The following is a 13,335-nucleotide window of genomic DNA, read 5'->3' as shown; positions in this document are numbered from 1 at the left end:
GTTCGAACTCGTGCCTGTTAATGAAGTCAGTGAACGGATGATGGAAGGCCTGACAAATCATCTGTGTTGCCATTTTTAATGCATTTTTGATGTCATGAAACACCATGCAGTGCGCAAGCTCATATAAGCTCGCTATGACTTTAAGGGTAAGCCCATCTAATAAAACGGGGGCGGTGCAATTACATCATGTGATGACATTTACAAATAGCTGTAAAATGTTACAGGGTACGAACCGATAGGAAGAAATCCCCATTTTCATAAAGTAATCCGAGGCAATCGAATCAAATCCAAAATTCGCTGTAAATTTCCTTCGGCCCGATCGGTAATGAATGGGCTTTAGCGGGTGAGAGTGGGATTCTGTTGCATTACCGTAAGGTACCGGCGCTCGGCACTGGATTTTTTCCCACTTGCGATTGCCTTTGGAGACCACCTCTTCGAAAGTGACATCATCCTGCTCTGTATACGCTGGTATCTTTCTTTCTGGGAGTGGAGATGGGCCTTGCTATCACACCCCGACAAGTGATACAGGAGGGTTAAGGATCAGGCTGAATTTCCAATCCGGATGATTTAGTTATCTCCCTCAAGTTCTCCTCATAGAGATTCTAAGTGCATTGCGCACTTCTTCTTACCATCCACACTTGATCCCCATTTCCCGCTCCATGGCGGTTAATTACAAGCGCTCCTTATCCATAAAAGAGATAAGTAAATGAAATGTTATTGGTTCCTTGTAAAAGAGGTAGCTGATAACTTTACGCTGTGGTTATCTTCTCCTTTGTTGTAATTCGCGGCGCTGGCCATTGGCCAGCGCCCTTTTTTTCTTGGAGACCCCCAAACCTATAAAAACCTAATCTCATTCCGCCGCCGGATACATCGAATCCCGCTTTCATGGCAGGGAGACTGCAAATTTCAATGAATTTCCGCACAAAAAACTCAAAATAAGAAGATTTATATAATAATTTAATATAACCTAATAATAATCTGCTATATATAATAGGTAGTAATGCTTCATTCGCGCATCAATATCACTCACACACTTAACCAAGGAGATTGAAATGGCGGACATCCATCAAGGACACACAGCACTGGGAGACGTGGCGGCACGCACGCTTGCCAATGCCACTAAAACCGTTCCCCAACTGCGGCTTATTACCCCACGTTGGCTTGTTCACGTGCTGCACTGGGTGCCGGTTGAGGCCGGTATTTACCGTGTAAACAAGGTAAAGGATCCCGATAAGATTGAAGTGGACTGCTCCAACAAGGACGAACGCGAACTGCCTGAAACTTTCGTGGATTACGAAGAATGGGGACGGGAGTATGTGTTGAGCGCGGTAAATACCGTAGTGGATGTACATACTCGCGTTTCCGATCTCTACAGCAGTCCGCACAACCAGATTCACGAACAGGTTCGCCTGACCATTGAAATAGTAAAGGAACGCCAGGAAAGAGAGCTGCTGAATAACAAGGAGTATGGCCTGCTCAATAATGTGAATGATTCCATGAGAATAAAAACACGGTCGGGTGCACCCACTCCGGATGATCTGGATGACCTGATTGCACGCGTGTGGAAAGAACCTGGTTTCTTTCTGGCACACCCGCAGGCAATCGCTGCATTTGGACGCGAATGTACGCGCCGTGGCGTGCCGCCTCCAACGGTAACCATGTTTGGTTCACAATTTCTGACCTGGCGTGGAATCCCGCTCATTCCCTGCGATAAGATTGATGTGGTCAAGGGCAAGACCTCCATCCTATTGCTACGCACTGGAGAAAGTCGTCAAGGTGTTGTCGGATTGTACCAGCCGGGTCTGGCGGGCGAACAAGGCATGGGACTCTCGGTGCGTTTCATGGGCATCAATCATCAAGCCATCGCTTCTTACCTGATTTCTCTGTATTGCTCGCTGGCGGTATTGACTGAAGACGCGGTCGGCATACTTGAAAATGTCGAGGTGGGCAAATATCATGAGTACAAGTAATCGACCGGATCTGGGTGAGACTTTGGGCGGTACGCCCGGCTATCTTCCCGATATTGGGGAACTTACGCGCATGGTGAATGAGATGTTTTCCACTCCGCCGGGCATGGAGCGTGTTTCCGTAAACCCTTCCAGTGTCTCTTCCAGTATTCCTTCCGGTGTTTCTTCTGGAATGGGCGCCGGAATTCCTGCCGGATACTCTCCTGGGGTTCCTTACGGAACCCCAGGTTCCACAGCAACCATGCCAGACCCGAAATCCGTAATGCCTTCGGCAGCACCTCTGGGATCTTACTATACCGCTCCCTATTCGGCGGGAGCAGCCCAGGCCTTGAAGATTCCGGCGCTTGGCGCGGATCTCCCCTACGCTGATACGTTTGCCGCATTTTCGCTGCCGCTTCCCCCGGAACTGAATGCCCCGCCCGCTTTCTTGCCATCCGGCAGCGTACCCGGTGTAAGCGCCGCTTCATCCGCTGGTATGGGCGCTTTGCCCATCCATTCAGCTGGCGCGCCGCCGTTCTACTTCCTTGACGAGGCCGTGCCATTTGGCGGCGGTGCCCGCACGGGGCAAATACCGGCGATTGCATCGGTGCACCCCGCATTCGATGCCAACGCCGTGCGGCGCGACTTTCCCATCCTGAAGGAACTGGTGCATGGCCGCCCATTGATCTGGTTGGACAATGCCGCCACCACGCAGAAACCGCAAGCTGTCATCGACCGTCTCACCTACTTCTACCAGCACGAAAACTCTAATATCCACCGCGCGGCGCATGAACTGGCGGCACGCGCCACCGATGCTTACGAGGAGTCGCGCGAGAAGGTGCGCCGCTTCCTCAATGCTCCGTCCGCCGATGAAATCATTTTCCTCAGAGGCACGACCGAAGCGATCAATCTTGTTGCGCAGAGTTGGGGCCGGCAAAATGTCAACGAAGGGGACGAAGTTATCATCACCTGGCTGGAACACCATGCCAATATCGTGCCATGGCAGCAGTTGTGCAACGAAAAAGGTGCGAGACTGCGCGTGGCACCGGTAGATGACGATGGGCAGATATTGCTCGATGAATATCAGAAACTCCTCGGCTCACGCACCAAGCTGGTATCGTTCTCGCAGGTTTCCAATGCGCTGGGTACCATAACACCGGCGAGGGAGATGATTGAAATGGCGCACCGCGTGGGTGCTCGCGTGCTGGTAGATGGCGCGCAGTCAGTCTCGCACATGCGGGTGGATGTGCAGCAACTCGATTGCGACTGGTTTGTTTTCTCGGGACATAAGGTATTCGGTCCCACAGGCATCGGCGCCCTGTTCGGCAAACTGGAGTTGCTCAATACCTCCCCTCCCTGGCAAGGCGGCGGCAATATGATCCAGGATGTCACCTTTGAGAAGACGGCATACAATGCCGCACCCGCCCGTTTTGAAGCTGGTACGGGCAATATCGCCGATGCGGTGGGACTGGGCGCCGCGATCGACTATGTGGAGCGCGTTGGCATCGACAACATAAGCCGCTACGAGCACGACCTGATGGCCTATGCAACACGGGGTCTCAATACCGTCCCGGGTCTGCGGCTTATCGGCACCGCGCCGGACAAGGCTGGGGTATTGTCGTTTGCGCTGAAGGGATTTGCCACCGAAGAGGTCGGCGGAGCCCTGAACCGGGAAGGCATTGCGGTGCGCGCCGGTCATCACTGCGCGCAGCCTATCCTGCGGCGTTTTGGCTATGAAAGCACGGTACGTCCGTCACTGGCGCTGTATAATACCTATGCGGATGTCGATACGCTGGTCGCTGCACTACACCGTCTGCAAGGTGGCCGCTATAATTATTAAATAGGCGGGTATTCAGCAAGGTGACTAAAGCCTGCCCGCATCAAATAGCTTGGGGGGCAGGCTTCCTTTATTTGTGCATTTGAGCGCCCAAGCATAAAAATAATCCCAGATAATATGAGTTGATAGGCCCCATGAACTTTCAGCAGTTACGTATCATCCACGAAACGGTGCGGCAGAACTACAACCTCACCGAAGCGGCAAATGCCTTGTTTACGTCGCAGTCGGGTGTCAGCAAGCACATAAAAGATCTGGAGGATGAACTAGGCATCGAACTGTTCGTGCGCAAGGGCAAGCGGTTGCTCGGATTGACCGACCCCGGCAAGGAACTGGTGGAAATTGTCGAACGCATTCTGCTTGACGCAAAAAACGTCAAGCGTTTGGCGGAACAATTCAGCAATAAGGATCAAGGACGCCTGACTATCGCGACCACGCATACACAAGCGCGGTATGCATTACCCTCCGTGGTGACACAATTCAAGAAAGCATTTCCCAACGTCCACCTCATTTTGCATCAGTCCAGCCCGGATGAGATCGTATCGATGCTGCTCGATGGTGTCGCGGATATCGGCATCGCTACCGAAGCCCTGGAAAGTGTTGTGGAGCTGGCGTCTTTTCCCTATTACTCCTGGCATCACGCAGTCATTGTGCCGCCCGGTCATCCACTGGAATCGGTTTACCCGCTAACGCTCGAGGCGATTGCCGAATTTCCGGTCATTACTTATCACGAAGGTTTTACCGGACGGTCAGGAATCGATGAGGCCTTCGCAAAGATGGGGATCGTACTTGATATCGCGATGTCGGCGCTGGACGCCGACGTCATCAAGACCTACGTCGAACTCGAACTGGGGGTGGGTATCGTTGCCTCAATGGCATTCGATCCGGGACGTGATACTCGGCTTCACCTGCTCGACAGTTCACACCTGTTCCAGAGAAATACCACGAATATCTCTGTCAGGCGTGGCCATTATATGCGTGGGTACGCCTATCGCTTCATCGAGCTTTGCCTGCCGTCGCTGACTGAGGCAGCGATCCGCTCGGGCGTCAAACCCGAGGTGGACGTGGAACTCGACGACTGACCTCACTCCTGGACGCAGGACAGATACGGCATTTGATCGGGTAGACTAGGGCGTGGCCCTACACATCGTCCCCCAGGAACCCACCGCTTTGGTGACTCCACAGGCGCGCATACAAACCGCTCGACGTGATGAGGCTTTGATGGGTTCCTTCCTCCACAATACGTCCCCTATCGATCACGATCAGACGATCCATCGCCGCAATGGTAGATAGCCGGTGCGCGATGGCTATCACGGTCTTGCCTTGCATTAATCGATATAAGCTTGACTGAATTGCCGACTCCACTTCGGAGTCCAGTGCGCTGGTGGCTTCATCCAGCAAAAGTATTGGCGCATCTTTCAGCATGACACGGGCTATTGCGATCCGCTGGCGCTGCCCCCCCGAGAGCTTTATACCGCGTTCACCGACATGGGCATCGTAGCCTTTACGTCCCGCTGGATCGGTCAGACCCGTGATGAATTCATGGGCTTCGGCGCGTTTCGCGGCGGTGATCATATCCGCATCGGTGGCATCCGGTCGGCCATATAAAAGATTATCCCGCACCGAGCGATGCATGAGCGAGGTGTCCTGGGTGACCATGCCGATATTGGCGCGCAAACTGAGCTGGGTAACGTGTTTGATATCCTGTTCATCGATCAGTATGCGCCCCTGCTCAACGTCATAAAATCTGAGCAGCAGATTGACGAGCGTGGATTTACCCGCACCCGAACGCCCAACCAACCCGATTTTCTCACCGGGCCGGATACGTAATGAAAAGTGATCGATGACCGGCGTAATTCCTCCATAGTTAAAAACTACATCCTCGAATCGGATATCCGCATTGTTAATCTGTAGAGGTGCTGCATCCGGATGATCGGTTACCAGATGCGCACGTGATAGCGTGTTGATGCCGTCTCGCACTGTGCCAACCTGTTCCAGCAGCGAAGCCATTTCCCACATGACCCAATGAGACATGCCATTCAGTCTTAGTGTCATTGCGCCGACAACAGCAACAGCGCCGACACCGACCTGACCCTCTGTCCACAACCATAAAGCGACTCCCACCGCGCTGATGATAAGACTCGCTCCCATAACCTGATTCACCGTTTCAAAACCGGTGATCAACCGCATCTGGCCATGCACCGTTTTCAGAAACTCCTGCATGGCCGATCTTGCGTAACCCGCTTCCCTGCCGGCATGAGAGAAGAGCTTGACGGTGGCAATGTTGGTGTAGGCGTCACTGATGCGGCCCGTCATGAGCGCGCGCGCGTCGGCCTGCAATTGAGAAACCCGGCTCATTCTCGGCACAAAAAACCGTAATACAAAAACATAGAGGATCAACCACCCCATAAAAGGTATTAACATCCAGACATTGAAATTCCCCACCACGGCAACCAGCGTCAGAAAATAAATCGTCACATAAACGAGTATGTCTCCCAGAATAAAACAGACATCGCGCAGCGCAAGCGCGGTTTGCATGACTTTGGCTGCTACGCGGCCAGCAAACTCATCCTGATAAAAATTCATGCTTTGATTGAGCATCAGCTGGTGAAAATTCCAGCGCAGCCGCATCGGGAAGTTTCCTCCCAGCACCTGGTGCTTGACGAGATTTTGCAATCCCACCAATCCCGGACTGGCCACCAGTATCCCGGCAAACAGCAGCAGCGTATACCGCTCCTGCTGCCATAAAAGAGCAGGCGGTATCTGGCCTAGCCAATCAACAACTTTTCCCAGGATGGCAAATAACAATGCCTCAAACGCACCTATGCTCGCGGTAAGCAGAGTCATCGCGACGAGATACCGCCGTACACCATGGGTGGCCTCCCATATGAATGCCAAAAAACCCTTTGGTGGAATCTTGTCCGTGGTATCAGGATAGGGATAAATCACTTTCTCAAAATAATTGAACATTTGAAGCCTTGATCATTAAAAATGCTGAACGAGATGTTTGGTCGCACTGCCACGCCACCCATGGTAATTCAGATGGTTTTAGTGCAATATTCCCCTGAACGCGCTGTTTGATGTGCTAGGTAAAAGAGTAATGCTGAAGAGTTTGGGACGCTTGACAGTTAAAAGTATCGGAAAGGATCTACGAAGACAGTCGATACTGCCCAGACAATACATCAACTTTCGTTTGAATCCTGAGCATGGCATGGGAGCGGCGCAAGACATTCTTGCGCAAAAGCACGCAAGATACAAGGACGACAAGTGAACTGCGCAGGCCAGACAGCCAGCAACTGAGAAACAGCCAGTCAATGTATAAAACAATGGAACTATAATGCCTGGCGCCTATGCACACCTTACCCTGGTCAATCTGATCAGGGAACCGGCCAAGCTTGAAAGTCACGGCTTCACGTCCGAGGCAATCGTTTCGGTACTGGATTACTTCCGCTTTTGCGAACTTGGCGCGGTCAGCCCAGACTATCCTTATTTGGATATCGTCCATCCCGATGCCTGTCACTGGGCGGATCGAATGCACTACCAGAAAACCGGCGACATGGTCAAAACGGGAATTGACCTGATCAGGAAACTGAATAACGCATCACGGCAAAAAGCGTTCTCCTGGCTACTCGGATACACCAGCCATGTGGTAACCGACGTGACTATTCACCCTGTTGTTGAGCTGAAGGTAGGCGAATACCAGACGAACAAGGGAAAGCACAGAATCTGTGAAATGCATCAGGATGCCTACATTTTTCAGCGATTGAACATTGGTGAAATAGGCTTGGCCGAGCACCTGGATTCAGGAATCTGGGGTTGTTGCGATACACCTGGCAGCGGAAAGCTCGACCCGATAATTGTAAGCACCTGGCAGAGCATGCTTAAGACCTGCTATTCGGGCCCATATCAAACCAATCCTCCCATCATCAATAACTGGCATAGCTCATTCAAGTTTATTGTCGATAAAGCGGAAGAAGGCAATGTGCTTCCACCCTTTGCCCGCCATGTTGCCGCCAACATCGGCCTGACCTATCCGGCTATTGCCGATCTCGACAAGCAATATCTGAAGGATCTGGCAACGCCCCTCGGTGCGATGAATTACGACCAGATATTCGATCGGGCGATGGAAAACGTTCTTGTCGCCTGGTCGCACATTGCCAATGCCGTCTTTAAAAACGATGATACCTACCAGACGTCGGCCGTTAACTGGAATCTGGATACGGGTAGAGATGATAGCGGCGGCTATGTCTACTGGAGAGACAAAGAAGGCAAGACCTGATTATGATTAAAAATACCGTTACTGTGGTATTTATACTTTCCTTCCTGGTAAGTTGCATGTCCAGCCAGAGACATGTTGATAGCGAGGAAATGTATATCAAGGCCTCCGCGCTGACCAAATTGGCGGCGGCAGTGGAATCAACGGTACGTTACAAGAGTCCACCGCCGGAACTTGGCGAAAGCGAACTGCTGACGCTGGCAACCCGGCATGACCCAATCCTGCTGGAGAATTTCAAGGGCTATAAGGTCAGGGTACTACGCAACGAACGCCACTCGGTCGTGCTCGTGTGCAATGCAGCCGGCACGCACGCGTTACTGGAAGATGCCGGATGTAGCGGCCCGATGGACCGCAATCGCTGGATGGGAAAACCGGAGCCGTGCGAATTCTCACTTGATACGAAAACAGTTTGTGGGAAAGATTGAATACACTCGCAATCTCGCTCCTAGGATCGTTGCCTACGTGCTCGCTGAACACTGATTGAGCGCCTGCCTTAAGTAAGACAAACCATCCACTCCGTGGCGGTATGGTGCGCAATATTTGACATATTCCGGCTAGACAATGCTTTCAATTTTAGCGCTAACCATCAAGAAAGCCGTCACGCTTTTCGTGCTGGTGGGACCTGTTTCCATGATCCCGGTTTTTCTCGCCGTCACGGAGGGTCTTGATTTGCACAGCAAGAGCCGTTTTGCCAGGACCATTGGGTTGAGCGTCACGGTAGCATTGCTGACGGCAACATTTCTCGGCATGCCCATTCTGGGATTGCTTGGTGTATCGCTCGGAGCCATGCAGGTGGGCGGAGGGGTTATTGTCTTGCTGCTGGCAATAGCAATGGTTCTTGGGAAGGAATCAACCTTCAAGGGATCGCCCTCTGTCACTAACGAACACGGGGTTCGGGAAGCGGCAATTGTTCCCCTGGCGGTGCCGCTGCTGGCGGGGCCGGCAGCATTCAGCTATGTCATGGGAAACAGCGCGTGGCAGACCTCTGCGGATCTGATCCATGTCGTGGTGCCTATCCTCATCTTGGGTATTGCGTGCTGGATAACCTTTTATATAGCATGTCAGGGAGAGAAGAAAATTCGGCAGTCTACTTTGGATGTTGTACAGCGCATAGGAGGATTCATTCTTGCGGCGATGGCTATAGAGATGATGGCCACCGGGTTACGTGGATTGTTTCCCGTGCTTACTCCAGCCTAGTGTCAGAATTCGTTTTGGATAAAGATTGAGAAACCGCAAACGTCGAGAACGAAAGCTCGCATTTCCCGATAGCAACGGTTAACCTCAATCCGTGATGATGGGCAACTAAATGCTAAAAAGAGTCATTCATCGGCGATGAGCAAGGATCAAACGAATCTGATCCTGAGCTATCCTCGTCGCCCGGTCACTATGGAGGATGCATTATGACGAGCGACAGAAAGGCTTACAAAGGCAGCTGTTTTTGCGGTGCGGTTCAGTTCACGGTCAGCGGTGAGCCGGATGGAATGGGTTATTGCCATTGCGAGTCGTGCCGACACTGGTCGGCAGGGCCTGTTAACGCCTTCACTTTGTGGAAACCCGAAGCAGTGCAGATCACGCTGGGAGCAGAAAATATCGGCACTTACAACAAGACGCCGCACAGTTATCGCAAATGGTGCAAAACGTGCGGCGGTCACATCTTCACCGAGCATCCAAGCTTGGGACTCACGGATGTATATGCGGCAGTTATTCCGGATTTCCCCTATCACGCCGGTGTTCACGTGCACTATCAGGAGACAGTACTGCGCATCAAGGACGGATTACCGAAGATGAAGGACGTCCCGAAAGAAATGGGTGGCTCAGGTGTCAGCGTGGCGGAATAATATGGCAGACTCTTCAAACTTCACCGCCCAGCAAGGTGCCAACCGGCTAGTTGCTCGCTGCGCTGATGACCAGCCTGAGCCACGTATTGGGACGCCTCTAATTGGCAGTTATTACAAAAAAGTGAGTCAATGGATCTCGAATTAAGGAATAAATCAGCCTTGGTTACCGCTTCATCGGGGGGTATCGGGCTAGAAATTGCGCGATCGCTGGCTGTTGAAGGCGCGGAAGTTATTGTCAACGGCAGGAGCCGACGTAGCGTTGACGAAGCAATTTCAAATATCCTGAACAGGCATCCGGGCGCAAAGTTGATCCCATTGGTTGCCGACAACGGAACAGCGGTTGGTTGTGAACAAACCATCAGCGCACTTTCGCACGTGGATATTCTCATCAATAACCTGGGTATTTATGAAGCGATAGATTTCTTCAACGAAACCGATGAGGACTGGCAAAAGGTATTCGAGGTCAATATCATGAGCGGTGTGCGTCTGGCTCGCCATTACCTTAAGCATATGTTGAGCAAAAACTATGGAAGAATAGTATTTATCTCAAGCGAATCAGGTATGAATCCTGCTCCCGAAATGACGCATTACAGCGCAACAAAAACGATGCAGCTTGGTATTTCCCGTTCACTTGCGGAACTGACCAAAGGTACCAAAGTGACTGTTAATTCGGTTCTGCCAGGTCCCACTCGCACAGAGGGAGTGAAAAAATTCATTAGTGATATATATCCGGATATTTCCCTGGAGGCAGCAGAGAAAAAATTTATGTCAAACAATCGCCCGAGCTCTTTGATCGCACGTCTTATCGACCCTTCTGAAATTGCGGATGTGGTAACTTTTGTTGTCAGCGAGCGCGCCTCGATAATCAATGGTTCATCTATCCGTGCCGAAGGTGGCCTGATAAAAACCGCTTTTTAGTCCGGAATGTTTCATAAATTCGCTTGATGATTACCTAGGATTCTGTTTATAGGAAAATTTTGTGAAAGATGACGTAGCTATTCATCTGGCCGACTGAAGAAAATTTCCATACGCAAAACACCAGCGACGACGTGCGTCAATTTATGAGATATTGGGGTTAGTTGGCAATCACGTTTCTATATTAATATCCACCGATATAGAGTAGCAATTAGAATGACGGTAGCATGCTAAGGATGCTGATGGCTTTCGATTCAATAAATGCAAAGGTGAGCTAGAATGTCGAAGAAGGTCGAAATCAAGTGGTTGAGCGAACCGGAAGCGCACGACTATCAAGCAGCGCTATCGTACCTGTCCCTGCTCTATGATGAACTGACGGCCACCACTCATGCGGATAAATTGAAGCGCGCGCCAATATTGAAGTTCAAGGCAAAAGATATTTTCAGGGCGTCCAATTTATCATTGCTCGGGGTAAGCAACGCCCATGTTGAACAGGATCAACAGAAAATAAAATTGGGAGAACAGTTATCGCCCCTCCTTCTGATAAGAGACTCAGTCAACGGAAAAACGATCGTTGCGGATGGATACCATCGATTATGCGCGGTCTACTCCTACGACGAAGATGCTGTTATTCCATGCAAAATCGCGTAGCCCTTTCACCATCTGTTTGACCATTTGGGTCATCCAGAGGCAAGTCTGAAAAAATCAGAGGCCTGTTTGGAGGTTGTGACCCCAGAATCAGCAGCGGTTTAAGATAGAAATTTCGGGCTGAATTCACTGTCATTTTCCACCTTGATGATGGCGGGTAAGCCCCGCTGGATCGCAATGCGGTTGAGCGTATTCGACATCGTCTCCTTTCAGGCTCTGACCCGCCTCTATAGCCAGACTCGCGAGCACATAGTTGTCCACACGGTTAATGCAGCCAGGCGCCCGCCATCGAACAGCGCATTCGCCACAAAACCATGCTCCAGATCTGATTCATCGCGGTTACAGGATGCTCTGGCCGGCATAGTCGCGCCAAGTTGTTACGCTTGGGACGCCTGAACCGTAATTAAAGTCCTTCCTCCCGATTACAACCGTTAAAACACGCTTGTGATTGTCTTTAAGGCCTTCGCTTAAACAGGGCAATAAACTCAACAGCTTACAAATTTAATTGGACGCCAATTACTGAATTGAGTTTGTGGATAATTATGGTATTGGCCTCTTTGCCAATAGATACGGGGTATCTGTCGCCTTCCCATATTTATTATTGTTATATCACCTATTCCAATTCGTCATACATTAGGGTCGAGGACTTTGTGACTTATCCTGTTGGGTGCGTCGGCAATCATCCAAATCTGATCAGACAATCCCATGTACTCGTCGCCATGCAGAGCATCCCCCGCCAGCTAGCCCATCCGGGCGAGCCAGCCGCCTAAAAGTAGCACCTGCATCATTACCAGCTATTTGCAAATGGAATAGCTGGAAGTAGGTAATTCTTCTGCCAGCTAGCCCGTTCTGGGTGAGCCAGCCTCCTGAAGTAGCACCCGCATCATTACCAGCTATCCGCAAATGGAATAGCTGGAAATAGTTATGGAAGTAGTTGTGGAAATAACAGTCGCCACATAGCCGCCAATCGCCGTGTCTTATGGTGGCTGCGTGACAGGGTCCTTTAATCAATACAGGAGAAACAATGCGCAGCAATCGGCTTGTCGTCCATGCCGTCTGTGGATTGGCTTTGTTGCTGCCAGCAATGGCGGGAGCTGCCACCACAACCTACGACGAAGCAGAAAGGGGTGATTTCGCGAATGCCAACCTGGCATCGGCCGGCATCAGTCCGGGCACATTCGCGGGATTAATGTCGGACACCATCAATACCATCAATGGCACTTTTGGAAACTCAACTGCGCCTGTCAGAGACACGGACGTGTTCAGTTTTAGGATTCCCATTGGTCATCAGCTTACGGCGATTAATTTGACGTATACCACTATTAGTGGAGATTCTGGGGGTGGCTCCTATTTCGGGATTCAGGGCGGTCTGGAGATTGGTACCGGATTTGCCACGGTCGGCTCCAATCTCAGTAATGCGCTGATCATGGATAGCGGCAACCTCCTGGCCAGCTTCGCTGCTGGCCCTGAGTTTGATGGTACGGGCCTGACTGCGCCGCTAGGTGCTGGCGACTACACGATGTTCTTATCGGAAACGCACGCTGTCGTGGGATACAAAATGGACTTTGCGGTCAGTGCGGTGCCGGAACCTGGCGAATGGGCCATGCTGTTGGCGGGCCTGGGTTTGATGGGGTGTATCGTGCGTCGCCGCACGAACAAAGGGTAGTTTAATTCTTCTTTTTAAAACTGTTCAAGTAAATTTCGATACCTATGGAGGGTAATTTAATGGCCTCAAAACTTAATAGCAACTTCTTCAAGAAAGCGGGCGTCACAGCATCCCTGTTAACATTATCGCTGCTTGTCAACCCGGCACATGCGGTTAACTGGCAGGAAGTGGGCGATGCGGGTCAATTGCTTGGCACGGCACAAGAGCCCCTC

General features: G+C 51.2%; 11 protein-coding genes. 10 read left to right on the top strand and 1 reads right to left on the bottom strand.

Features of this window, described 5'->3' with window-relative positions; all coding sequences use genetic code 11:
* The first annotated feature begins 1,052 nt into the window (after positions 1–1,052).
* The 3 genes from BLO43_RS00055 (at position 1,053) to BLO43_RS00045 (ending at position 4,862) form a co-directional block, all read left to right on the top strand.
* A complete protein-coding gene (locus BLO43_RS00055) occupies positions 1,053–1,970 on the top strand; it encodes a family 2A encapsulin nanocompartment shell protein (RefSeq protein WP_090904898.1) in 918 nt (305 codons plus the stop codon).
* 70 nt (positions 1,971–2,040) lie between these two features.
* Positions 2,041–3,786 (top strand): family 2A encapsulin nanocompartment cargo protein cysteine desulfurase, encoded by a 1,746-nt coding sequence (locus BLO43_RS00050; RefSeq protein ID WP_254773305.1) that lies wholly within the window; start codon positions 2,041–2,043, stop codon positions 3,784–3,786.
* 131 nt (positions 3,787–3,917) lie between these two features.
* Positions 3,918–4,862 (top strand): CysB family HTH-type transcriptional regulator, encoded by a 945-nt coding sequence (locus tag BLO43_RS00045; protein WP_074631909.1) that lies wholly within the window; start codon positions 3,918–3,920, stop codon positions 4,860–4,862.
* 58 nt (positions 4,863–4,920) lie between these two features.
* Here BLO43_RS00045 and BLO43_RS00040 read toward each other — a convergent pair whose 3' ends face one another.
* Positions 4,921–6,750: an ABC transporter ATP-binding protein gene (locus tag BLO43_RS00040; RefSeq protein ID WP_090904896.1), complete on the bottom strand. Its 1,830-nt coding sequence runs from the start codon at positions 6,748–6,750 to the stop codon at positions 4,921–4,923.
* Positions 6,751–7,117: 367 nt separating this feature from the next.
* Between BLO43_RS00040 and BLO43_RS00035 the strand changes: the two genes are divergently transcribed.
* The 7 genes from BLO43_RS00035 to BLO43_RS00005 all read left to right on the top strand — a co-directional run bounded on the left by BLO43_RS00035 (position 7,118) and on the right by BLO43_RS00005 (position 13,123).
* Entirely contained in the window at positions 7,118–8,059 is a 942-nt protein-coding gene (locus BLO43_RS00035) for a zinc dependent phospholipase C family protein (protein ID WP_090904894.1), read from the top strand.
* Positions 8,060–8,115: 56 nt separating this feature from the next.
* Complete coding sequence (locus tag BLO43_RS00030) at positions 8,116–8,481, top strand: hypothetical protein (RefSeq protein ID WP_254773239.1); 366 nt, start codon at positions 8,116–8,118, stop codon at positions 8,479–8,481.
* Positions 8,482–8,617: 136 nt separating this feature from the next.
* Positions 8,618–9,253, top strand: coding sequence for a MarC family protein (locus BLO43_RS00025; RefSeq protein ID WP_090904889.1), 636 nt, complete (start codon positions 8,618–8,620; stop codon positions 9,251–9,253).
* A gap of 203 nt (positions 9,254–9,456) precedes the next feature.
* Positions 9,457–9,894: a GFA family protein gene (locus BLO43_RS00020; protein ID WP_090904887.1), complete on the top strand. Its 438-nt coding sequence runs from the start codon at positions 9,457–9,459 to the stop codon at positions 9,892–9,894.
* Between the two features lie 129 nt (positions 9,895–10,023).
* Entirely contained in the window at positions 10,024–10,812 is a 789-nt protein-coding gene (locus BLO43_RS00015) for an SDR family NAD(P)-dependent oxidoreductase (protein ID WP_090904884.1), read from the top strand.
* A 276-nt stretch (positions 10,813–11,088) separates the two neighbouring features.
* Complete coding sequence (locus BLO43_RS00010; RefSeq protein ID WP_090904882.1) at positions 11,089–11,460, top strand: hypothetical protein; 372 nt, start codon at positions 11,089–11,091, stop codon at positions 11,458–11,460.
* Between the two features lie 1,021 nt (positions 11,461–12,481).
* Entirely contained in the window at positions 12,482–13,123 is a 642-nt protein-coding gene (locus tag BLO43_RS00005; RefSeq protein WP_090904880.1) for a PEP-CTERM sorting domain-containing protein, read from the top strand.
* Positions 13,124–13,335: the final 212 nt, after the last annotated feature.

This window comes from Nitrosospira sp. Nsp13 (assembly GCF_900101945.1).
Lineage (GTDB): Bacteria > Pseudomonadota > Gammaproteobacteria > Burkholderiales > Nitrosomonadaceae > Nitrosospira > Nitrosospira multiformis_D.
This window is presented reverse-complemented; position numbering and strand designations above follow the sequence as displayed.